13 protein-coding genes and 1 pseudogene are annotated in these 24,006 nt (G+C 72.1%); 6 read left to right on the top strand and 8 right to left on the bottom strand.

What is annotated here, in order from left to right; genetic code table 11:
• Positions 1-161 precede the first annotated feature (161 nt).
• The 7 genes from MKK54_RS11605 to MKK54_RS11575 all read right to left on the bottom strand — a co-directional run bounded on the left by MKK54_RS11605 (position 162) and on the right by MKK54_RS11575 (position 11,099).
• Complete coding sequence (locus MKK54_RS11605; RefSeq protein WP_244010985.1) at positions 162-860, bottom strand: LuxR C-terminal-related transcriptional regulator; 699 nt, start codon at positions 858-860, stop codon at positions 162-164.
• 369 nt (positions 861-1,229) lie between these two features.
• Positions 1,230-5,930 (bottom strand): beta strand repeat-containing protein, encoded by a 4,701-nt coding sequence (locus tag MKK54_RS11600; RefSeq protein ID WP_244010982.1) that lies wholly within the window; start codon positions 5,928-5,930, stop codon positions 1,230-1,232.
• A 61-nt stretch (positions 5,931-5,991) separates the two neighbouring features.
• Positions 5,992-7,476 (bottom strand): hypothetical protein, encoded by a 1,485-nt coding sequence (locus MKK54_RS11595; RefSeq protein WP_244010981.1) that lies wholly within the window; start codon positions 7,474-7,476, stop codon positions 5,992-5,994.
• A complete protein-coding gene (locus MKK54_RS11590) occupies positions 7,473-8,192 on the bottom strand; it encodes an ABC transporter ATP-binding protein (protein ID WP_244010979.1) in 720 nt (239 codons plus the stop codon). The genes MKK54_RS11595 and MKK54_RS11590 overlap by 4 nt, the downstream gene beginning before the upstream one ends.
• A complete protein-coding gene (locus tag MKK54_RS11585) occupies positions 8,189-8,992 on the bottom strand; it encodes an ABC transporter permease (protein WP_244010977.1) in 804 nt (267 codons plus the stop codon). Before MKK54_RS11585 ends, MKK54_RS11590 begins: the two co-directional genes overlap by 4 nt.
• Positions 8,993-9,027: 35 nt before the next feature.
• Positions 9,028-10,350, bottom strand: a complete 1,323-nt coding sequence (locus MKK54_RS11580; protein WP_244010975.1) for a polysaccharide biosynthesis/export family protein — start codon at positions 10,348-10,350, stop codon at positions 9,028-9,030.
• Positions 10,351-10,601: 251 nt separating this feature from the next.
• Positions 10,602-11,099 (bottom strand): hypothetical protein, encoded by a 498-nt coding sequence (locus MKK54_RS11575; RefSeq protein WP_244010973.1) that lies wholly within the window; start codon positions 11,097-11,099, stop codon positions 10,602-10,604.
• Positions 11,100-11,411: 312 nt separating this feature from the next.
• On the opposite strand from MKK54_RS11575, the gene MKK54_RS11570 reads away from it, so the two are divergent.
• Both MKK54_RS11570 and MKK54_RS11565 read left to right on the top strand, forming a co-directional pair.
• Positions 11,412-12,416: an NAD-dependent epimerase/dehydratase family protein gene (locus MKK54_RS11570; RefSeq protein ID WP_244010971.1), complete on the top strand. Its 1,005-nt coding sequence runs from the start codon at positions 11,412-11,414 to the stop codon at positions 12,414-12,416.
• Between the two features lie 185 nt (positions 12,417-12,601).
• The gene (locus tag MKK54_RS11565; protein ID WP_244010969.1) at positions 12,602-14,686 is read left to right on the top strand and encodes a glycosyltransferase; all 2,085 of its coding nucleotides are present in this window, start codon (positions 12,602-12,604) and stop codon (positions 14,684-14,686) included.
• Positions 14,687-14,759: 73 nt separating this feature from the next.
• Here the strand turns inward: MKK54_RS11565 and MKK54_RS11560 are convergent, their stop codons facing one another.
• Positions 14,760-16,142: a hypothetical protein gene (locus MKK54_RS11560; protein WP_244010968.1), complete on the bottom strand. Its 1,383-nt coding sequence runs from the start codon at positions 16,140-16,142 to the stop codon at positions 14,760-14,762.
• Between the two features lie 453 nt (positions 16,143-16,595).
• On the opposite strand from MKK54_RS11560, the gene MKK54_RS11555 reads away from it, so the two are divergent.
• The 4 genes and pseudogenes from MKK54_RS11555 to MKK54_RS11540 all read left to right on the top strand — a co-directional run.
• Complete coding sequence (locus tag MKK54_RS11555; protein WP_244010966.1) at positions 16,596-19,142, top strand: tetratricopeptide repeat protein; 2,547 nt, start codon at positions 16,596-16,598, stop codon at positions 19,140-19,142.
• Between the two features lie 135 nt (positions 19,143-19,277).
• The gene (locus MKK54_RS11550; RefSeq protein ID WP_244010963.1) at positions 19,278-21,212 is read left to right on the top strand and encodes an asparagine synthetase B family protein; all 1,935 of its coding nucleotides are present in this window, start codon (positions 19,278-19,280) and stop codon (positions 21,210-21,212) included.
• A gap of 83 nt (positions 21,213-21,295) precedes the next feature.
• On the top strand, positions 21,296-23,851 hold the full coding sequence (locus MKK54_RS11545) for a glycosyltransferase (protein WP_244010961.1): 2,556 nt from the start codon (positions 21,296-21,298) through the stop codon (positions 23,849-23,851).
• Positions 23,848-24,006 (top strand): annotated as a pseudogene (locus MKK54_RS11540) (UDP-glucose 6-dehydrogenase); the annotation flags it as partial. The gene MKK54_RS11545 and the pseudogene MKK54_RS11540, both read left to right, overlap by 4 nt.

The raw sequence follows: 24,006 nt of genomic DNA, 5'->3' as shown, positions 1-24,006 counted from the left end.
TCCAGCATTCAGCCGGATCACCCATCCGATCATCCAAAGAAGCGCCGGTGAGCCGCCAAACCCCGTTGGCCGCCGCCGATGAACAGCCCTATACGGACACAAAATCCAACCGTCAACACATCCCTGATCCGTTTTATGACGACGCGGCTATCCACTCCGCGTCAGAGCGTCATCTCGGTCGCCTTGAAGGCCAGTTCGGTGCGGTTGCGCGCCTTCAGCTTTTTCATCACGTTGCGGACATGCACCTTCACGGTGCTCTCACACATGTTCAGTTCGTAGGCGATGACCTTGTTGGGCTTGCCCCGCCGGATGCCTTCGATGACGGCCACCTGCTTGGCGGTGAAGTTGCCGTGCCAAGACGGATCGACGGCGGGCTCCGTCTCGGCCTTGCGGGCCGCCAGCACGCTGCTGGCCGGAACGAAGACGCCTCCGGCCAGGACGAAGCGGATCGCCGCGATGACATGCTCCACGTTGGCCCGGGTGGTGATGTAACCGCGCGCGCCGCACTCGATGGTCTCGATCACGTCGGCGACGGCGTCGGACTGCGACAGGACCACGACGGGGTGCCCGTGGGGCGCCTGCAAGAGGCCCGCCACGGTGCGCCGGCGCTTCTCGGCCAGGCCGTCGCAGACATAGAGGATCAGCGAGAGGCGTCCGGCCTCCGCCGAGTCGCGCCAGCCCTCCGCGCTCGCCGCGGCGACGACCCGGAAGCCCGCAACGTTGAGGCGGAAGATCAGGCATTCCCGTTCGAGGATTCGATCGTCGATGAGCAGAATCGTCGGCGTCAGGCCGGAATCAACGTCGAGAGCAGCGTGTCCCAGCATGGTCCGGGGAAGTTCCATGCCCGCAATGATGTCCATGGCACACCTCGCATCGTCATCGACCGGAAACGTTGCAAAATTTAAACCAATTATAAAGACCCTTTTTGCACGATCGGTGCCCGAAAATGTGTATCCGCCCCGGTTCGTTGAATTTCGACGCCTTCGAATATCACACGGGTACTGATTTCCTGCACCGGCCCCACCGGATCGCCGCGCTCGACAAATAACCGATCGATCGGATCGGCAGAAAAGCGACACGAATACACCTATCATGTGTTATTTTTGGGCAGCACAGCCACGGTGAGTCGGCGCCGGGCGCGAATGCGCGCGGGCCGCCCCGGTCGGAGGCGGCCCCGCCATCGATCGCGCGGACCGTCGGGCTGCGATGCCAGGGCGCCGGTCGCCCATTCACACGACCAGGATGTCGCTCGCGTGCAGGGTGAGCGCCTTGGCGAATTGCGCGATCTCCACCACCGGGGCGGCGGTTCCCGTGCCGTCGGCGTCCCACGACAGGGTCAGCGCCTGGGCGTCGAACAGGAACTGCCCGTGATCGGCGCTGGTCGCGCTGGTGCCGAGCACGAACCAGTCCGCCGGCAGGGCGCTGCCGGCGGAAAGACCGCCGAAATTCGCGCCCGTGACCGCGATCTTGTCGAGCTGGCTCTGGGTGAAGTCGGTGATCGTGTCGGTGCCCTCGCCCGGTGCGTTGAACAGGAACTGGTCCGCTCCCTTGCCGCCGGTCAGGACGTCGTGCCCGAGCCCGCCCGAGAGCACGTCGTTGCCCGCACCGGTGACGAGGGTGTTGTCCCGCTCGTTGCCGATGGCCTGGAACGCGGAGGTGCCGGAATAGGTCAGGTTCTCGAGGAAGCTCCCGCTGCCGAGGGCATACTGGGTCAGACCGGTCTTGATCAGGACCGTGTCGATGCCCCCCGCATCCGCGCTCGCGGCGTCGTTCGGGTCGACCCGCTCGGAGATCCGGTCGCCGGGGGAATCGATGAGGTAGGTGTCGTTGCCGGCCCCTCCCACGAGGAGGTCCGCGCCCGCTCCGCCGTCGAGGGTGTCGTTGCCCGCCCCGCCCTTGATCAGGTTGTCGAGGGTGTTGCCCGTGCCCTTGAAGTCGCCGGCCCCGGTATAGACGAGGTCTTCCAGGTTGGCGCCGAGCTTGTAGGTCGCGAGCCCGGTTCGCACCGTGTCGTGGCCGGCATCCGCCGCTTCCGTCACCGTGTCGTTGATCCCGACGATGTAGGTGTCGTCGCCGAGCCCGCCCTTGAGGGCGTCCTTGACCGTGTCCGGGCCACCGTCGAGGGTGTCGTTGCCGGCCCCGCCCGTGATCGTGTTGGCGAGTTCGTTGCCGGTGCCCTGGAAGTCGCCCATGCCGATGAAGGTCAGGGCCTCGACCGCGTTGCCGATCCCGAGGGCATAGGTGGCGAGCGTGGTCTTGATCGTGTCGTTGCCCGCATCGGCGAATTCGATCACCCGATCCCCGATATTGTCGACCACGTAGACGTCGTTGCCGAGGCCGCCCGCCATGGTGTCGGCGCCGAGGCCTCCGTCGAGGGTGTTGTTGGCGTCGTTGCCGGTGAGCACGTTGTCGAGCGCGTTGCCGGTGCCCTTGCTCGCGGCGCCGGTGAGGACGAGGTTCTCGATGTTGGCGCCGAGGGTGAAGCTCACCGAGCTCCGGACGGTGTCGATGCCGCCGCCGGCGAGCTCGACGACCACGTCCTTGCTGTTGTCGACGATGTAGGTGTCGTTGCCGGCCCCGCCCGTCATGGTGTCGGCGCCGAGCCCGCCGTCGATGGTCTCGCCCTCCTGGGTGCCGATGAGCTTGTCGGCGGCGGCCGTGCCGGTGATGGGGGGGCCGTCCACGTCGGAGAGGGCGATGGTGAAGGTCCGATCGAAGGTATGGCCGCCGCCATCGGAGACGCGCGCCGTCACCGTGAGGCTCGGATTCGTCTCGAAGTCGAGGACGGCGCCGGCGGCCACCACGAGGTCGGCGCCCTGGATCGCGAAGGCGCCACCGGCCGAATCGAGGAGCGTGTAGGTGAAGCTGTCGCCGGCATCCGGGTCGGTGGCGCTGAACGTGCCCACGAGGGTGCCGCCGGGGCTGTTCTCGGGCACCTCGGCATGGCTGAGGGCGAGGGCCGTCGGGGCGCCGCCGAGGGGCACCGCAAGGGTGCCGTCCGAAAACTTGAGGATCTCGACGCCGACCAGGGTGTCGGTTCCCTCGTCGCCCCCGATGTCGGCCGGGTTGTTGTCGGTGATGACGACCCGGCCGGCCGTGATCGTGACCGTGTAATCCGCCCTGACGCCGAGATAGAGGGCGATGTCGGTGCCGAGCCCGCCATCGATGGTGTCGTTGCCGGCCCCGCCCGTGATGCTGTCGTTGCCGCCCATTCCGTAGAGGACGTCGTTGCCGAGATCGCCCTTGAGGGAGTTCTTCGCGTCGTTGCCGATGATCGTGTTGGCCAGTTCGTTGCCGAACCCGGAAATCTCGCCCGTGCCGACCAGGGTGAGGTTCTCGACGTTGCTCTTGAGCGTGTGGGTCACGGTGCTGATCACCGTGTCCACGCCTTCGTTGAACTTCTCGATCACGAGGTCGCCGCTGGTGCCGACCGCGGTGACGTCGACGTAATAGGTGTCGTTGCCGAGCCCGCCCTCCATCCGGTCGGAGCCCGCCCCACCGTCGATCACGTCGTCGCCGTCGCCGCCCTTGATCCAGTCGTTGAGGCCCCCGCCCGTGATCGTGTCGTTGCCGAGGCCGCCGTCGAAGGCGAGGGTGGTGTCGTAGCCCGCCGCCGCGGCCGCCGCGGCGGTCCCGGCGAGATGGACCACGTCGTCCCCGGCCCCGGCGGCGTACTGGGTGCCGGCCTGGTAGCTGCCCGCCGTCACGGTGGCGAAGTCCACGGTGTCGTTGCCGTTGGTGAACAGGCCGTTCGGGATGTTCACCGTGTAGGTCTTGTCGGAGAACTTGAGCAGTTCCACGCCCTGGATCGTGTCGGTGCCCTCGTCGGTGTCGGCGGGATTGAGGTCGGTGACGGTGACGGCGCCGCCGACATCGACGATCCGGTAATCGGCGAACTTGCCGGCGAAGACCGCCGTGTCGCGCCCGAGGCCGCCGTCGATGAAATCGTTGCCGAGGCCGCCGCGCAGGGAATCGTCGCCGGCGCCCCCGAGGAGGGTGTCGTTGCCCGCGTTGGCGTTGATGATGTTGTTGCCGTCGTTGCCCGCGATGACGTTGTCGAGTTCGTTGCCGGTGCCGTTGATGTTGTCCGTCCCCACCAGGGTGAGGTTCTCGACGTTGCTCTTGAGGGTGAAGGTCACGGTGCTGATCACCGTGTCGATGCCCTCGTTCGCCTTCTCGACCACGAGGTCGCCGGTGCTGCCGACCGCCGTGGTGTCGACGTAGTACCGGTCGTTGCCGAGCCCGCCCTCCATCCGGTCGGAGCCCGCCCCGCCGTTGAGGATGTCGTCCCCGGCCCCGCCCTTCATCCAGTCGTCGAGGCTACCGCCGATGATGACGTCGTTGCCGTCGCCGCCATCCATCGCCACGGTGGTGTCGTAGCCGGCGGCCTGGGCCGCCGCCGCGTCCTTGGGCAGGTAGATCTCGTCGTTGCCGGCCAGCCCCGCATGGGACGAGGTCGGCGCATAGGTGCCGGCGACCACGGTGGCGAAATCGACGTAGTCGTCGCTCGGCGTGAACAGGGACGGCAGGCCGGTGCCCTTGATGTCGTATTGCGGCTTGTCGGAGAAGCTGAGGTACTCGACCCCGTCGAGGGTATCGGTTCCGTCGTTGCCGTCCGTGAGGTCGATGTCGGTGACCGTGGCGGTGACGCCGTTGGTGACGATGCGGTAACCGGCGAACTTGCCGGAGAAGACGGCCGTGTCGATGCCGGCCCCGCCAGAGATGACGTCGTTGCCGGCCCCGCCCGTGATGACGTCGTCGCCGGCATCGGCCCAGATCTCGTCCGCCCCGGCCCCGCCCCGGATGATGTCGCTGCCGTCGCCGCCCGAGATGACGTCGGAATCGTCGCCGCCGTCGATGGTGTCGTTGCCCGCCCCGCCCCGGATCAGGTCGACGCCCGCGCCCCCGTTGATGACGTCGTCGCCGGCGTCCCCGAACAGGGCGTCGCTGCCGCCGCCGCCGTCGAGGATGTCGTTTCCGGCCCGGCCGTGCAGCTCGTCGCGCCCCTCGGTGCCGACGAGATGGTCGCTGCCGGTGGCGAGGTCGGCCCCGTTCTGCACCGCCCGCGAGATGTCGATGCCCTGGAAGGCCAGGGCCGCGTCGAGCAGGCGGTCGGCGGCCGTGACGCGCGAGGCGCCGGTGAGATGGATGCCGTCCTCGATGGTGTTCAGGTCGGTGGTGGCCGCGCCGATATCGACGCCCGCCAGGGCGTCGGCGACCTGGTGCTGGGCGAGGCGGACCGCGTCGTACTTGTCGTCGTTGTCGCCGTGGGGGCCGATCTCCTGGATCAGGACGTGGCCGGAATGGAAGTCGTTGAGCACCCGGCCCATGAAGGTGTTCAGCGCCGCGGCGTAGGTGCTCGTCGTGACATTGGCCGAGGCGTCGGTCTCGCCCTGCGCCCACAGCACCACCTCCGCGGCGCCGCCGACCTTGGCGAGGAGCGACAGGGCCGTGGCGTAGAGGGAGCCGGCGGAGGTGTCCATCCAGTAGCCGTTGCCCTTGTCGGCGGCGGCCACCAGGGCGGTGCCGCCCTTGGCGGCGGCGACCATCAGCACCGGCACGCCGGTCTCGGCGCCGTAGTTCTCGGCGAAGTAGGTGGAGGCGCCGCCCTCCACGTGGCCGATCGAGCCGTCGGCCTCCATCTGGTAGGTGCCGGATGCGGCATCCGGCACGGCGCTGGGGGTGTTGTACCAGCGCTCGATGTTCGACTGGCCGATGGTGAAGACCACCGCGCCGATGGCGAGGTCGTCGGCCTTGACCGTGGCCCCCGTCTTCACCTCCAGCCGGTAGCCGTCGCCCTGCGGCACGCCGTGGAGGATGCCGCCCGCGGTCCAGTCGACCACGACCTGTCCGGCCTTGTTCAGGACCCGCGCCTGATCGCCGGTGAAGCGGACATCGGCGGAATCGCCGTCACGTTGCAGGAAGATCATGGTCGTCCCCTCGTGCTGATGGTGAATGGCCCGTCTCGCGCGGGGTCCGGTCGGGTCGGGCTCAGCGCAGATGATCGCGGATGCCGAGGACGAGGAGCAGGCCGGTGAGCCAGACCAGCAGCGCGAAGCCCGCCACCACGGCGATCGAGGCCGGGCGGTTGGGGAACTGCGCGCTCTCGGCGAGCGCCGGCCGCGCGAAGGTCGCGAGGTAGATCTGCTGCCGGTCGGCGAGGCCCCGCGCCGCCTGGAGCGCGTCCATGGCCATGCCGTAGCTCTTCTCCGCGAAGGTCTGCTCGGATTCGAGGGCGGCGTAGCGGGCCACCGTGCTGCCCATGTCGCCGCCGGCCCCCTGGCCGTTGCGCTGGCCCTCGGCCTCCACCGAGCGCACCTGCTGCTCGGTGGCCTTGATCCGCCCGTTGAGGGTCTGGATCATCGGGGCGTTGGGCTGCATCGAGAGGGCGAGGGCGGAGACCTCCGCCCGCATGCCGGCGAGGTCGGAGCGCAGCTTGGCGAGCAGGTCGGCGTTGCTCGTCGCCACGCGGACGGGGTCGAAGGTGCCCTCGCTGCGGCGGAAGTTGCCCAGCGCGTCGCGGGCGTTGCGCAGGCGCGTCTCCGCCTTCTGCACCTCGGTCTCGGCGAAGCGCACGAAGTCCTGGCGGCCCCGGTTGGTCAGTTCGTTGGCGAGGCGCTCGGAGCCGTCGATGACGGTCTGGGCGAGCCGGTAGCTGTCCTCCGGCGTGTAGGCCCGCACCTTCACCGTGAGGATGCCGGTGGAGAGGTCGTAGCGCGACATCACCATGGCGCGCCAATGGCTCACCAGCGCCTCGATGGGCGCGGCCGGATTGAAGCGCGACCAGATATCGGCCCCCGGAGCCGAGAAGATCCGGCGCAGGTCGATCTTGCGCTGCACCTCGTCCACGAACTGGCGCGTGGTGATGTAGTCGGCGATGATGAAGGAATCGGTGTTGCCGGCCAGCGCGTTCGGCACGCCGCTGACGACGCTGGCCGCATCGTGGCCGCCGTTGCGCTCCACCGAGCGCAGGGCGAACTTGACCTCCGAGACGTACTGGTCCGAGGCGACGAAGCCGTAATAGAGCGCCGCCGCCAGGGCCGGCAGGACCACGAGGGCGACGAACGAGAACAGGATGCCCCGGCGCTGCCGCCGGCGCCGGGCCCGCCGCCCGGCGAGCGGCGAGGCTTGACCGGGCAGGGTGTCCTGGCCGGGCAGGCCCGGCAGCGGCCGGACCGGCGCCTCGGCGATCCGGCGCGCCGTCTCGGGCTCGTTCGCGAGCGCCGTCACCTCGCGCAGGACCGGGGGCTTGGCGGAGGGTTTGCGCGGGGCGGGCTGTCCCCGCAGCCAGCGGGTGACGTTGTCCGGCCCGTCCGCCGGGCCGGGTTCCCTGTCCGGGGCCTCGGCCGGCATCTCCACCGTCTCGTCGGGCGCCGAGGCCTCGGCCGGGGCCGCGTCGGCCTTCGTCCGGCGTTGCCTGAGGACGCTGAGGAGCGGCGAGACCCGCGCGGCGACTCGTCCCGGTTCGGTGCTCATGACGGCTCAACCTCCCGTTCGGCCCATCTTTCCGCGCCCGGGTCCGCCCCTTGGACCTCGGTGCGATAGATCTCGTTCGCGTAGACGGAGACCGCTTCCTCGACGGTGTCGAAGAGCAGGAGCGATCCTCCCTCGAGGATGGCGCCGCGGTCGCAGTAGAGGCGCAGCATCTTGGCGTTGTTCGAGGCCATGATGATCCGCGCGTGGCGCCGGCGCTCCGCGAAGAGCTGGTTGCACCGGCGCTTGAACTCGACGTCGCCGGCGGCGGTGACCTCGTCGACGAGGTAGACGTCGAAGCGGATCGCCATGCAGGCGCTGAAGGTGAGGCGCGAGCGCATGCCGTTGGAATAGGTCCGCAGCGGCTCGTCGAGGTAGTCGCCGAGTTCGGCGAAGTCGTCGACGAAGGCCACGGTCCGGCGCACGTCCTCGCCGTAGACCCGGGCCAGGAACGCGACGTTCTCGCGGCCCGTCATCATGTTGGAGAACCCGACGGAGTGGCCGACCGGGAACGAGACCCGCACGTCGCGGTCGATATGCCCCCGGTCCGGCAGTTCGGAGCCGGCGAGCATCCGCATCAGGGTGGACTTGCCCGAGCCGTTGCGCCCGAGGATGCCGAGGCTGAGATCCGTGGACAGCTCGCAATCCACGTCCGCCAGGATGCGCTTGACGCCGAGCGCCGTGCGGTAGCCCTTCGAGACGTTGTCGAGGACGATCATATCGCCTCCGCCTTCCGGCGGCCGAGGCGCTCCAGCACCAGGCCGAGGACGCAGGCGCCGACGGCCCACTGGATCAGGTAGGCCTTGTCCAGGGTGGTGGCGTTGTAGGCCGGATAGAACGAGATCCGGGTCCACTCGATGGCGTGGACGAGGGGGTTCCAGACCAGGTAGGCCTGCGCCGTCGCCGGCACCTGGTCGACGAGGTAGAAGATGCCGGAGGCGAGGTAGAGCGGCCGGGTCAGGATGTTGAAGACGTTGTGCCAGGATTGGAGCAGCGCCGTCAGCGTGGCGTTGATCATCCCCACCCCGACCGCGAGCAGGAACGTGGCCGCCACCGCGCCGAACAGGGATTCGAGGTCGAAGGGCCAGTCGCTGAAGCCGATCGAGACCAGGAGGGCGATCAGGATCGTCGAGACGATGAGCCAGGTCGCGCCCTCCAGCAGGGCCCGGGCGCAGAGGATGTCGAGATGGGTCACCGCCGGCACGTTGAGGAGCGGCCGGTCCGAGGTGAAGGCCGAGACCAGCCGGTAGGAGACCTTGCTCCAGAGGAAGAACGGCAGCAGCCCGGTCATGAAGAACAGGGCCATGCTGCCGCCCAAGGGCGAGCGCCGGCCGAGGGTGTAGTGCACGATCGACAGCCCGACCGCGTGGGCGACCGGCTCGATCAGCACCCAGACGTAGCCGAGCCGGGTCCGGCCGAAGCGGGTATGGGTCTCGCGCAGGATCAGCGCGCCCACCACGTCGGCCTGGTTCCTCAGGGCCGACGCCCCGTTCCTGAAGGCGGAAGCTTGTGCCTGCATCGTGTCGGTCCTCCGGACGGGCGCGGTGTCGGGGCTCAGGGCCGGGCGTCGGTGAGGTGGGTCTCGCGGGCGAGCGCGGCGGTGGGACCGGGCTCGGAGATCGCGCCGGGCGCTCCGGGTGCGCGCCGGGGCGGCAGCACCACGCGAACCACGTCGCCGGGCTCGACCCGGGCGGTCTCGGGCACGCCGCGCTCGCGCATTCGGTCGCCGTCGCGGCGCAGGATCGCGTAGGTCGGCACCGCCTCGCCGGTGCGCACGCGGAACTCGCCGTCGGAATGGTCGACGATGCGCTGGTCGGTGACGATCTTCTGGCGCGCCTGCTCCAGGTTGGCCCGCGCCTCCTTGAGCTGGTCGAGGATCTCGATGCGCCGGTTGGTGCGCAGCTCCTCGGCGGTCTGCTCGGCCCGCGCGATGTCCTGCGCGTTCTTGAGAATGTCCGAGTGCAGCTGGCGCTTCTTGGCCTCGGCCTCGGCGTGGCGCGCCTCGATCGGGAACAGGACGGGCCGGCGCGACAGGCCCTTGCTCACCAGATCGGTCTGGTCCTCCAGTTCCCGCTTGGCGATGGCCATCTGCCGGTCGATGGCGGCGGTCTGCGCCTCGAGGGCACCGTTCTGGCGCTCGGCCAGGGCCTTGAGGTTGCGCTGGCTCGCCACCGCCGCGTCGAGGGCGATGCCGCGCTGCTTCATGATCTTGGCCTCGTCGGCCATGGTCCGGGCGATGGTCGGCTCGGTCCTGCGGGCCAGGATCTCATCGGGGAACGCGATGGCCTCGTGCCCCGCCAGTTCCGCCTCCAGGCGGGCCGCGCGCACGAGGAGCAGGTCCCGGCTGGCGGCCTGGAGGGCGCCGTCGCCCGCCGCCGTCAGGGCCTCGCGCTGGTAGCGGCTCGGATCCTCGGGCCGCCGGTAGAGGCCGCCCGCGATGCTGACCGCGTGCAGCACCGTCATGCCGGGGCGGAAGGGATAGCTGCCGGGCTGGTCGACCACGCCGATCACGTAGAAGGGCCGGTACTCGACGATCTCCACGGAGGCGCTCGGCATCGTGAGGGTTCCGAGCTTGGCCTGGAACATCTCCGAGATGGCGCGGGCGAGCTCGGTGGTGGCGCGCCCCTCCGCCGGAACCTCGCCGACGAGCGGCAGGGGGAGGTTCCCGGCATTGTCGATCGTGAACTGGCCGTCGAGGCGGGCCTGGAAGTCGCCGCCCTGGGCCGGCACCGGCCCTTGCGCCCATTGGTAGACCGTGACCCGCAGCTTGTCGGCCGGCCCCAGCGCGTAGGCCTCGGCGGCGCGCGCCTCCGGCCGGCACGCGGCGGCGAGGACGAGGGCGGGGATCAGGGCTCTCGAAGCGAAGCGCAGCGACATCCGGGTGGATTCCTCGGCACGGCGCCGTCTCCCGAACGCGGGCTCGCCAGGCCGGCCAGCGTTCGCGGCCGGTCGTGGCGATAATGTTCGAGACGGAGCGAAGAAAAAACCAGAAACCCGCTGTCGTTCCTGCGTCGAACATCAAGTATTCGCAGCAATCCCGCGGCCCTGTTAACCGACTGTTTACCGACCTGGATCACCGGGCAACCTCCCCAAACGGCGTAGGTCGATGCCCCGAGGGGGAGGGGGGTCTAGCGCGTGGCGGATTGCAGGGTCTTGCCGGTCTCCAGCAGCGAGCGTCCGCAGCTGATGGCCGTCGCGGGCTGGAACTGCAGGGCGATCTCCGGCCCACCGAGGATGTCGAGGAGCAGGATCGCGAGGCTGTGCTCCCGGATCACGCCAGTGCGCCAGCCGAGCACCGGCAGGTCGCTGCGCAGGATCGGGCCCGCCGCCGGGACCCGGCCCTCGGCATGGAGCACGCAGGCGCCGATCAGGGCGGTGCCGAGCTCGCCGGCCTGCTCGGGCGTGATCGCGATGGGGATGCTCTTCGGACCGACCTGGATCCGCAGGCGCAGTTCGCCCTCCGCGACCTCGACCGCGTAGGCGACCGGCGGGGTCCGGCGCGCGCCCGGCGGATCCGCGTCACGGGACACCGCGTCACGGGACACCGCGTCCTGGGATTCCGTCTCGGAAGCCTCGGATTCCGGGGCATCCTGTTCCGGACCATCTTGCTCGGGGAGACTCTGCATGGCGCGCCTGCTTGCGACGGGATCTCGCGACGGGATCTCGGGCTCCGGCACACCGCAGGCGGCGGAAGGCGCATCCGAGAGGTCGCACGAGCTTTGTGGGGAGTGTCCGACGCCACAAACTCGGCCATCGGCCTTAGCGCCGCCGTTCGGAGGGCGGGGGCCTACCCCCTTCGGAGAGGGCGGCCCCTCGAAAGGCGAGGTCCCCTCGATCTCGGCCGACGCCCCATAGTCCGGCTCGCGAAGGATGCGTGCCGCCGGCTCGGCCCCGCCGATCCGCCGCACCCGGCACCGTCACCATCAGCGAGGGGCTCCGTGCGCATACTCATCACCGGAACAGCGGGTTTCATCGGCTACCACGTCGCCCGGCGCCTCCTGCGCGCGCAGCACGAGGTCGTCGGGATCGACGGCATGACCGCCTATTACGACGTCAGCTACAAGCAGCGCCGCCACGCGGCCCTGCTGCAGATGCCGGGCTTTTCCGCGCACGAACTGATGCTGGAGGACATGGACGCCCTGAGCCGGGTCTGGGAGGAGACCGCCCCCGACGTGGTCATCCACCTCGCGGCCCAGGCCGGCGTGCGCTACAGCCTGGAGAACCCGCGCTCCTACGTCGATTCCAACGTGACCGGCACCTTCAACGTGCTCGAATGCGCCCGCCGGACGACGCCGGGCCACCTGCTCCTCGCCTCCACGAGCTCGGTCTACGGCGCCGCCGACAAGGTGCCCTTCGCCGAGGCCGACAAGGCGGATGCGCCGATGACCCTCTACGCGGCCACCAAGAAGGCCACCGAGCTGATGGCGCATTCCTACGCCCACCTGTTCGACATCCCCACCACCGCGTTCCGGTTCTTCACCGTCTACGGGCCGTTCGGGCGCCCCGACATGGCGCTGTTCAAGTTCGTCTCGGCCCTGCTGCAGGACCGGCCGATCGACATCTACAACCACGGCCGGATGGAGCGCGACTTCACCTATATCGACGACCTCGTGGAGGGCATCGTCCGCCTCATCGACGCGGTGCCGATGCGCGGCGAGCCGGTGCGGGACGCCGAGGACACCCTCTCGGCGGTGGCCCCGTTCCGCACGGTCAACATCGGCAATTCCGATCCCGTGCCGCTGATGCGCTTCGTCGACGCGGTCGAGACTGCGGTAGGCCGCAAGGGCCGGCACAACTACCTCGCCATGCAGCCCGGCGACGTGCCCCGCACCTTCGCCGATACCAGCCTGCTCCAGAGCCTCACCGGTTTCCGGCCCTCCACCCCCGTGGCCGAGGGCGTCGGCCGGTTCGTCGGCTGGTACCGCGAATATCACTGCGTCTGATCCGCCGTCCCGACGGGATCGAACGGATCGCGCATGACCCCGTCCGGGGACGGCAAGGCGGTCTCCCGTTGCCGGCGCGGCATCGCGAGGGCCGGACCCGCCTCCGGAACGATCCGATCGGCAGTCGAATCGAATGCCTCCTGGCGGCTCGAGGCCGAGAGAGGCGCCGCGCGCGGGAGATCGCCATGCTCAACGATCCGGACGGAACCCTCGCGCAGGGGCCGGGCCCCGCCGCCGACCCCATCGGCACGCGCGATCCCATCGGTGCCATCCTGGCCCGCACGCGCCTGCGGCCCGGCCCGGCCGACGGCCTCGTGCTCCAGCGGGCCGCCGCGATCGCGGCCGGGGCGGGGCGGGGTCCAGAGGCGCGCATCGCCCTCGCGGCCCTGCTCGCGCTGGTGCGCGCCCATCCGGCCTGCGAGCGCCTCCAGGTCCTGGCCGCCCGCCTCGTGGAGGCCGCCGAGTTCGTCGAGCCCGGCACCCAGGACCGCGAGGCGGTGCCGGCCCGCGCCTGGGCGGGGGTGCATGCCCGCTTCCCGGAGGCGGTGGAGCCGTTTCGCCTGGTGCTGCGCTGGACCCTGCGCCGACAGGGACGGGAGGCCGCCACCCGGATGCTCCGCGAGCGTTTCCCGGAAGGCCCGGCGACGCCCCCGGCGATGCTGCTCCAGGCCTGGGGCTTCGAGGAGATCCGCGCCCACGCGGAGGCCGATGCGGCGTTCGAGCGCCTCATCGCGACGCATCCGCGCGAATCCGGCTATCTCCAGTTCGCCCGCGCCCTGTCGAAGCGCGGCGAGATCGGGCGGGCCCTGCGCCTGCTCGATGCCGGAATCGCCCGCTTCGGCGGCGATGGCAGGCTCGCCGCCCCCCGCGCGGCGGTGGCCGCCGACTGCGCCCGGCTGGCGGCGTTCTGCGGGCGCCGTTTCCCCGGAAGCCCAGCGAATCCGCCCGGGGGCCGTGCCGCCGACGCGGTGCTGGCCGAGATCTTCGCCCGCCTCGCCCCGGCGCGCCGGCCGCCCCGGCCGCGCCGCCGGGTCGGGCGCGTGATGATGATCACCGGCTCCCTCGGGGCCGGCGGGGCCGAGCGCCAGTTCGCCCTGACCGCCCGGACCCTGCACGCGGCGCGGGTCCGGGCCACGTCGATCGCCGGCAGCGCGATCGCCGGGCCGGTCGACGTCGTGGTGCGCTCGACGAGCGCCCGGCCGGGCGGCGACTTCTTCGCGCCCGGCCTGCGGGAGGCCGGCCTCGCCGTCGAGGAATACGCCGACTTCCCCCTCCAGGGCGGTGATCCGGCCCGCTCGGTGCTCGCCCCCTTCGCCACCATGCTCGACCTGCTGCCGGCCCCGATGCAGGAGGGGACCTTGCGCCTCGCCGACGCGATCCGCCGGCGCCGGCCCCACGTGGTCCATCTCTGGCAGGACGGCTCGATCCTGGCCTGCGGACTCGCGGCGCTGGCCGCCGGCGTGCCCCGGATCGTCCTCAACGTGCGCAGCCTGCCCCCCGTCGACCGGCCCGAGCGCGACCGCCCGGAATATGCCGGCCTCTACCGGGCGCTGCTGGCCGCCCCCGGCGTGCGGCTCACCGCCAATTCCCACGCGGCCGCGCGCCGCTACGCCGCCTGGCTCGACCTCGACCCGGACCGCGTCGCGGTGATCTACAACGGCGTCGATGCCCTCGCCCCCGAGGGCGGCCCGGCCGAGGCCGCCCTCTCGGCGTCGTTCGCGGCGCGCGGCCCCGGCTTCACCCTCGGCACGGTCATGCGCCTCGACGAGAACAAGCGCCCCTTCCTCTGGCTGGAGGCCGCCGCGCGCATCCGGGCGCGGGCGCCGGACACGCGCTTCATCCTGGTGGGGGACGGCCCCCTGCGGGAGGCCTGCGAGGCCCGGGCCGCCCGGCTCGGTCTGGCGGGGCACGTCCTGTTCGTCGGGCGCTCGGCCCATGTCGGCCACTGGCTGGCGCGGATGGACGCGTTCCTGCTGCTCTCCCTGGTGGAGGGCCTGCCCAACGTCCTCGTCGAGGCGCAGCATGCGGGCCTGCCGGTGGTGACCACCGAGGCGGGGGGCGCGGCCGAGACCATCGTGCCGGGCCGCACGGGGCTCCTGCTCCCGCCCGGCCCCAACCTGACGCCCGAGACCGTGGCGGAGACGGTGCTGGCTCTGCGCGCGGATGCCCCGCGCCGCGCCGCCATGGCCGCCGCCGCCCGGACCTGGGCCCGCGAGACGTTCTCGGTGAGCGCCATGATGGAGCGCACGATCCGCAGCTTCGTGGATTGACGGGACAGGGCCTTCGCGGGCCCGGTCCCGTCGCGGTTCGCCCGTCCGCGACGGGCAACCCGGAAGCCCGGCCTCAGGAGCGCCCGCAGACGTCCGGCCAGGTCGCCGCGATGCCCTTGGGGCCGGCCAGACGCAGGAGGCAGGTGGCGAGGCCGAAGGCGCTCGCGCCGCCCGAGACCGCCCGCACCGGGACCGAGGCCATCGGCACGCGCCGGGCGAGGTCCGCGTCCTTCTCCACCACGCTGATGTTGCCCACCGTCACGTTGTCCTCGGCCGCCACCGCGCCGTCGGCCTCCCGGCCCCCGCCCGAGGCGGCGCGCACCACCGAGATCGGCCCCGCGCCGATCCGGCCGGCCCGGTCCGGATTGACGAAGATGTTGCCGGCCGCCCGCAGCACGCCCCCGGTGCCCGTGGCCGAGCCGTAGACCGCGCTGTCGGCGCCGCTGGAATAGGCGGTGGGGCTGAGCAGGAACAGGTTGTTGGCGAGTTGCACGGCGGCGTTCGAGACCACCTTGGGATGGCGCTGGCTCGTGCCCTCGAAGACGTTGGCCTGCACCGTCACGGTGACGCGCGGCGCCATCAGGTCGGCCAGATGCCGCAGCGGCTCGCGGCAGCCCTCGGCATCCGCGTCCTTGTAGCAGGTCAGGGTGCCGATCAGCATGACCTTGTTGTGCTCGGCGAAGTGGTTGAACGCCACCGTGGCGCGGGACTCGGTGTCGAAGCGGCTCTTGCGCACGATGTCGACGCAGCCGTCGCCGCAGCGGTGAAAGGCGTTGTGCAGGATCGCGACGCGGTCGAACTGGTCGGTCAGCCCGATGGCGTCGCCGGTCTTGTCCGCCTTGTCGTCGTAGGCGTCCTTGGTGAAGGCGAGTCCGCTGATGATGACGTTCCGGACATCCGTCAGGGTGAGCTGCGTCAGGCGCGGAGCGCCCGAGAGCGTGATGCCGCCGCAGCCCCCGTCGAGGGTGGTGTCGGAGGGCAGGTGGAGCCCGGCCTCCAGATGGATCTGCCCCGTCAGGTCGGGCGCGAACACGATCCAGCCGCCGCCGGCCTTGTGCGCCGTCTCCACCGCCCAGCGCAGGCTGCCCTCCGGGCTCGGCCGGCTCGCGGAGGATTTCGCGTCGTCGAGGCGCGTCACGGTGAGGAGGCGCTTGCCGAGCCCGCCCGTGGTGCCGGCGGCCGCCCCTTCGATCTGCCCGGTCAGCGGGCTCGCGCTCACCCGCCCGTCGCTGAGGGTCGGCGCGACCCGCGTGCAGGGCAGGGCGGCCCGCTCGGCCGCCGCCTTGGCCTCTTCGAAGAAGCGCCGGGCCGAGAGCGACCCGTCCGCCGCCGCGGCGGGGAGCGCCGAGGCGGCAAGGAGACCGGCGACCAGAAAGCCGGCGGTCAGGAGGGCGCGGAGGGCGCCCCCCCGGCGTGGGACGGAGAACGATCCCCGAAGCGGATTCCGGCGCGCCATCGTGCAAGCTCCCTGAGAGGTCGTCGCGCTCACAGGACCGGCGGCGGACCCCTCGGATCCGCGCTTCGGATCCCGCGCGATGCGGCCGGACCCTAGCGCCCGCGGCGGACACGCGGACCGCCCCCGCGTGAGGCAGGGCCGATGGCCGATCGGCGTAGGGCGGCCGAGGGGCCTCCCGCGCGGCGTAGCGGACCTCACCCTTTCGGAGGAGGCGATCCCCCGTCGCGCATGCATCGGCTACCGACAATGATGGGTTTGTGGAGGTCCGGAATCCAAATAGGTTTCTAAAACCTTAACAGACAAAAACAAAAACAAACGCCCGGGAAGACAGCGCGCCATCTGTATCGGACCTTTCCCGCAGCTTCGAGGAGCCGGAAATTGGCGAAGAAAGATCTCATCTACACGTCGATTGGTACGTGTCGGGTCGCGGAACCCCTGGGCGCTACCGTACAATTGCGAAATCTCCGCCGGAACAGCGCGAACATCTATGGCTTCGTCCATACCGCGCCGGAGGCACTGCAGCAGATCGACTACCTCGAAGGGCGTGAGTTTCCGGCCGAACTCGGCCGCTTCCTGACGCCGGACGGCGTCCTGGTGCGCAGCCCGCGCCAGGAGACCGACGTGTTCGTGGTCGAGATCTCGACGGTCAAGGAGATCGTCTTCGACGCCTGGTACCTGCAGATCAACTACGTCGAGCGGACCTTCCGCGACCGGGGCGGCCTGCTCGAAACCTTCTTCGGCCTGAAGGGGGAGCGCGATCCGGAGGTGCGCCGGCGCCACTTCGAGGCCCTGCCGGGCTTTGCCGAGACCGACGCGCTGGAGCGCCGCGTCCTCACGGAGGGCTACATCCGCAGCACCACCCGCGACGAACTCGAGGCGCACATGGCCGAGATCGTCCGGCGCCTGCCGGCCACGGTGGTCTTCGTGAACCACATCAACGTGCACAACCTCGCCGGCTCCCTGATCGCCTCGCGCAATCGCCTGTGCGGCTGGATCGCCGAGATCTGCGCCACCAAGGGCTACCGCCACTTCGACCCCTCGCCGCACGTGGCCGATTACGGCGTGCCGGAGGCGATGGCGGAGGAGGGCCGCGACCTCAACCACTATGCCAACCCGTTCAAGCCGATCATCGGCAGCATCCTGTTCGACGGCGTACTCAGCCGCGTCCCCGCCAGCGGCGAGGCCGCGCCGGCCACGGACACGACGCCCGGCACCGACGGGACGGCGGCGGTCCCGGCGGCTCTGGCCGCGGCGGAGCCCCCGCGCGCCTCGGTCCGCCCCGCCCTGGCCCGCCCCGCCCTGGCTCATGCCTCGACGCAGGCTGCCCTCAACGAGGCCAAGCGGCGCATCGCCGACGGCGACCTCGACGAGGCCGAGACCATCCTGCACGGTCTCTCGGCCGAGGACGGCCGCCACGCGGGAATCCACACCCTGCTGGGCACGGTCGCGTTCCATCGCGGCGACACCACGGCGGCCACCGCCGAGTTCCGCGAGGCGGTGGAGATCGACCCGGCGGCCTCGGAGCCGCGCCTGATGCTGGTCAAGAGCGCCCTGCGGGTGGGCAAGCTCGAGGAGGCCTGCGCCATCGCGGGCGACCTCGTCCGGCGCGCGCCCGACGATCTGCGCGTCCTCCTGGTGGCGGCCAAGGCCATGATGCGGGCCAAGCAGTTCGCCGCCGCCACCGCGATCTGGCAGCGGGTCTCGATCATGAGGCCGGAGCTGGTGCTCCCGCTCATCGAAATGGCCCGCTGCGAGATGAAGGTGCGCAACTACGAAGGCGCCCTCACCGCCGCCGGGGCGGCGCTCCGGCGCGACCCGCGCGAGGCCGGCGCCCTGGTGATCAAGAGCGACGCGCTCCTGCGGCTCAAGCGCATGCGCGAGCTGGCGGAGGTCTCCCTCGAACTCGCCGCCATCGAGCCCAAGGCCGCCATGGCGGCGGTGCCGGCCCTGATCTCGTCCCTGCACCCGGAGGAGGCGGCCAGCATCGTCGCCACCGCCCGCGAGACCGGCGAGGTCGACATCGACACGGTGATGCGCGCCGCCCTGATCCGCACCCTGGAGCGGCGCGGCAAGGTCGCCAACGAGCGCGGCGACACTCCCGCCGCCGCCGCGGCCTGGAAGGCGATCCTGCTCATCGACCCGGACAGCGCCCGCGCGGCCGGCGGCCTGCGCCGGCTGTTCACCCCCCTCGTGGTCGCGGCCCGCGCCAAGGCGGCCGAGAACGACGTTCCCGGGGCGGTCGCGGCCTACGAGGCCGCCCTGGCGATCCAGGACGACGGGGCGCGCATCCTGCGCGAACTCAGCCTGATCCACGAGAAGGCGGGCGACTGGCTCAAGGCGAGCCAGAGCTGGGCCCGGCTCGCGCGGATCTCCGAGGACGGGCAGCCGTTCAAGCGCAAGGCCGCCCGCGCGGCGATGCGGGCCGAGCGCTACGACAGCGCGGTGCGGCTCTACCACGAGCTCGACTGCGCCGGCGACGAGCAGGCGGCGCGCAACCTCACCTCGGCCCTGCGCCGCCTGGTGCGGACCATGCGCGAGGATTTCGGGGCGGGACACCTCGAACTCGCCGCCACCAAGGCCCACGTCGTGCTCGAGATCGACCCCGACAGCGAGGCGGCCCAGCGCACCTTCCGCAAGGTGATGCAGACCTACGCGAAGCGCCTGCGCGAGGCGGTGACCACCGAGGACGTGGCGCTCCAGGAGGAGATCGGCCTCAAGATGCTGGAGCTGGAGCCGGCCCGGCCCGACGCGCTCAAGGTCCTGTCCCGGCTCTACCGCATGGCCAAGCGCCACCGCGACGGCATCGCGGTGCTCCAGCGCCTGACCGAGATCGAGCCCGACGACACCGGCCACTGGGTCAAGCTCGCCCGCTCCTGCCGGGCCATCCGGCTCTACGACCGGGGCGTGCCCGCCGCCCTCAAGGCCCTGGAGATCGAGCCCGGCAACGCCGCCACGGTGAGCCTGCTCAGCGACATGCTGAACCGGCAGTCCGCGCCCTAAGGCCGGCCGATTTCGGCCGCCGGCCCGCACCCCGCCCCGGATCGCACCGGGGCGGGACCGGGGACCCCGTGCCGGTGCCCCGGCCGTCCGATCGATCCGTCCGCCGAACGCCATCCCGTTGCCGGAGACGCGTCCATGCCTGGTTTCCCCGGTTCGAGCCCGCCCACCGCGTCGGCCGAGGCCATCGCCGGCCTGTTCATGCTGCAGGGCGACCCCTTGGGCGACGACGACGTCCGGGCCGCCATCCGGGTCCGCTCCGCCCTGGCGGATGGCGGCCGGACGGGCATCGTCTCCCACGACACGGCGCTCCTCGTCGGCGGCGCCGGGTCGGCCGTTCCGGCGCGGGCGCGGGGGCGCTTCGCCGTGGTCCTAGCCGGCCGCCTCGCCAACGCGGACGCCCTGCGCGCCGAACTGATCGCCCTCGGCGCCCCCGGCCCGATGGAGCACGACACCGACGTGCTGCGCGAGGCCGTGCGGGAATGGGGCGAGGCGGCCGCCGCCCGCTTCACCGGGGCCTACGCCTTCGCGATCCACGATGCCGAGACGAAGACGCTGCTCTGCGGCCGCGACCGCTTCGGCCTCCAGCCCTTCCACTACGTCCACCTGCGCGACCGCCTCGTCTTCGCCTCCGACCTCGCGGCGATCGCCCATTGGCCGGGCGTGCGGCGCCACGCCGACCACGACGCCCTGACCCACTACCTCGCCTTCGGCTTCTGCCCGGCCGACCATGCGCCCCTGCGCGGCGTGCAGCGCCTGAGCCCCGCCCACACCTTGCGGGCGGAGCGGCTGCGCGGCGTGCGCGTCACCCGGGTCTGGACCCTGCCGGCCCCGGCGCCCCATCCCGCCGCCGAGGCTCCGGGCCCGGACGAGGCGCGGGCCGCGTTGCGCCGCCGCCTCGACGCCGCGATCGGCGACGGCCCGGTCGGCGTGCTCCGGACCGGCGACGGCCCCTCCGACGCCCTGGCCGAGGCGGCGATCCGCGCCGCGCACCGCGCCGACGGGCCGGAGGTGCACAGCTTCGCCATCCACGTGGAGGGCGCGACGGCACCGCCCGTGGCCCCGCTCCGGGTCCGCTCGCACGCGGTGCGCCTCGACGCGGCGAGCGCCTCGGCGGCGCTCGGCCTTATCCCGAGGCGCGGCGAGCCCCTGGCGACGCCCGGCGCGCTGGTCGAGCACGCCCTGCTGGCGGCCGCCTCCGCCGAGGTCCCGGCCTGCCTCTCGGCGGCGGGCGGCGCCGAACTCCTCCTCGACCGGCCGCACTACGCCGCCTTCGGCACCGCACTCGCCCGCCACCGCGACACCCGCATCCAGGCGAGCCCGCGTCAGGGCTTCCACGCCACGATGCCGTTCGTGCGCGACCTCTACGGCGACTGCGTCTGCGTTTCCTCCGACCCGCAGCGCCTCGCCATGTCGGGGCCCGCCCTGATCGGGTCCCTGCTGCTCTCGCCGATCGACGGGCTCGGCGCCTCCCTGGAACGCGCCGACGCGGCGGTGGCGACGGATCTCTGCGCCCGCATCGACCTCGCGCACGGCGCCCCCCGGATGCTGGCGCCCCTCGACATCGCCCGGCACGGGGCCGGCCCCGCCCTGCGGACGCCCTTCCTCGACGCCGACCTCGCCGCCTGGTGCGCCGGCCTGCCCCAGGCCTGGCGCCTCGCCGGCCCCGACGGGACGGCGCGCCCGGGCGGCCTCGTGCGCGCCGCCCTCGACCAGCCCGCCAGCCCGCGCCCGGAGGTGGGCCACGCCCTCGACCTCTGGCTGCGCACCAGCCTGCGCGAGCGTCTCGAGGACACGGTGGCGAGCACCGCCTTCCGCAACCGCGACCTCTTCCGCGTGGCCTGGATCGACCGGCTGGTGCGCGACCACCGCGAGGGCACCCGCAGCAACGGCGCGCTGCTCTGGGCGCTGCTCTGCCTGGAGACCTGGTTCCTCGGCTTCATCGACCGCGTGCCCGAGCTCGGACCGTCCGGCTTCCAGGCGGAATGCGCCATGGTCGAGGGTGCCATGGTCGAGGGTGCCATGTCCGAGGGCGCCACCTCCGGGATCACCCTGTCGGGGGTCGCCGCATGAGCGCCCTGGAGAGCCGCCGATCCGCCCCCCGCCGGGCCGCCCGATCCAAGTCCAAAACGGACACGAAGTCCAAGACGGACGCGATGTCCAAGGTGGACGCCAAGGTGAGGCCAGACGCGAAGCCCAGGATCGATCCGGCGTCGCGCGCCCTCCCGCCGGCCGCTCCCGGCGCGAGCGCCCCTGCCGGCACGAAGGCCGTCGATGCGGTGGCCCTGCGCGCCATCGCCCTGGAGAGCGCGGGCGACCGGCACCGGGCCCACCTGCTCTGGCTCGAAGTGGCCGGCACCGCGACCCCCGAGCGCCTGCGCCGCTACCGGGTGTTCCGGCGGCTGGCCAAGGAGATGGCGGCGCGCGGCCGGCACGACGAGGCCGTCGCCCACCTGGAGCGGCACCTCGCCCTGATCCCCCGCGATGCCGACGCCGCCGACCGCCTGCTCCAGGCCCGCCTCGCCCTCGCGCCGCCGGCCGAACAGCCCGCGCTCTACGCCGCCCATGCGGGGCGCTTCGGCGAGAGCGCGACCGCGCTGATCCTGCGGGCCACCCGGATCGAGGCGCCGCGCGATCCGGGCGCGGCCCTGGCGACGCTGCAGCGCGTCGCGGTGCTGGCGGCGGGTGCCGACGCGGGGCCCTCACGCCTGCGCCTCGCCCGGGCCTACGAGCAGATCGGCGACGGCGCCCGGGCGCTGGCGCTCCTCGACAGCCTCACGGGGCCGGAGGCCCTGGCGCCCCAGGCGGCCAAGGCGCGCCTGCGCCTGATGCAGGGGGCGGGCTCCACCAAGGAGCACAGCGTCGCGGTGGCGCGCGCCCTGATCGAGGCCGAACCGAACGCCGCCGCGCACCGGGCCCTCCTCGGGCGCACCCTGAAGCGCTTCAACGACTGGGCCGGCGCGGCGGCGGCCTACGAGGCCGCCCTGGAGCGCGACCGGGGCGAGGTCTCGCACTGGGAGGGGGCCTTGCGCGCCTACGGCGCCCTGGAGCGCGACGAGCGCATCGCCGAACTCGTGCATCAGGCCCGGCAGCTCTTCGCCCACGAGGGCTGCGAGGGCTTCCTCGCCATCGCGCGGATCGAACTCGCCGCCGGGGACGCGCCGCAGGCGATTCAGGCCGCCCGGCGCGCCATGGCCAACCCGATCCTGCGCCGCCGCGTCCGGCCCGTGCTCGCCGAGGCCCTGATGGAGGTCGGCGCCTACGCGGAGGCCTGGACGCATCTCGCCGCCGCCCTCCAGGACCCGAACGTCGAGCCCGACCTGCAGCGCGCGGCCGCCCGCTGCCGCGCCGCCTTCGCGGTGGCGACGCCGGGACGCGACCACGTCCCGGTCTTTCCCAGCGCCCTGTTCCTGCGGGTCTTCGAGGCGCCGCCGCCCCGCACCATCCTGGGCCCCACCGACACGGTGATCCTGTGCACCTCCTCGCTCGGCGCGGGCGGGGCCGAGCGCCAGGTCGCGCTCACGGCGGCCGGGGTCTCGCGGGCACGCGCCGGGCGCGGCCGCACCGTGCTCGCCGGCCTCGACCTCACCCCGGCGCGGGGCCGCGCGATGATGCGCGACCTCGCCGAGACCGAGCACCTCGTCATCGAGGATCTCGCGCACGTCAACGAGACCCACGTGCTGCGCGCGCTGGCGGCCGAGGATCCGGCCCTGCGCGAGGCCCTGCGCCTGATGGCGGCCTTCCCGCCCAACCTCGCCCGCGACATCCTCAAGCTCTACGACTGCTTCCGGCGCCATCGCCCGTCCTGCGTCCATCTCTGGCAGGACGGTGTCATCTCCACGGGCTCGGTGGCCGCCTTCCTGGCGGGCGTGCCCACCATCGTCTGCTCCATGCGCAACGTGGTGGCGGGCGAGAACGACCGCCGGCGCTACCGCGCCTACCTCGCCACCATGTACCGGGCCGTGGCCGAGCGGCCCGAGGTGCGGTTCACGGCGAATTCCGCGGCGGGCGCCCAGGATTACGAGGCCTGGCTCGGCTTCGAGCCGGGGCGCATCCGGGTCCTGCGCAACGGCGTCGACGTGGGGAGCATCCGCGCCCGCGCCCCGGAGGCGGAGCGCCGCGCCGTGCGCGAGCGCCTGCGGCTTCCCCCCGACGCGCTCCTCGTCGGCGGCGTCTTCCGCCTCGCCCCCGCCAAGCGCCCGCATCTCTGGCTCGACGTGGTGGCGCGCGTGGCGCGGGGCGATCCCCGCACCCACGGCGTCATCGTCGGCGACGGCGCCATGCGGGCCGAGATCGCGGACGCGATCGCCGCGCGCGGCCTCTCCGACCGCATCACGCTCGCCGGACGCCAGAGCCCGGTGGAGCCCTGGATGGCGGCCATGGACGTGCTGCTCCTGGCCTCGGAGGTCGAGGGCCTGCCCAACGTGCTCCTCGAGGCCGAATCCCTCGGCGTGCCCGTGGTCACCACCCGGGCCGGCGGCTCGGGCGAGGCGCTGCTCGAAGGGATCACCGGCCGCCTCGTCGAGGACGATGCGCCGGCCAACCTCGCCGCCGCCCTCACCGCCGTGATCCGCTCGCGCGGCCTCCGGCACCGCGCCCGCGTGGGCGCGCCCGTCTTCATCGAGCAGCGCTTCGGGATCGAGCGGATGATCCGCGAGACCCTCGCTGTCTTCGGCGAAACCGATCCACTTAAGATGGGAATGGCATCATGAAGATCGCGGTCATCGGCTCCGGCTATGTCGGTCTGGTTTCGGGCACGTGCTTTGCGGATTTCGGGCACACGGTGGTGTGCGTGGACAAGGACCCGGCCAAGATCGCGGCGCTGAATGCCGGGCGCATGCCGATCTACGAGCCCGGGCTCGAGGCC

The organism is Methylobacterium sp. J-068 (genome assembly GCF_022829445.1).
In the GTDB taxonomy this organism is placed as follows: Bacteria; Pseudomonadota; Alphaproteobacteria; order Rhizobiales; family Beijerinckiaceae; genus Methylobacterium.
The sequence above is the reverse complement of the archived record's forward strand: the minus strand, read 5'-3'. Positions and strand labels throughout refer to the sequence as shown.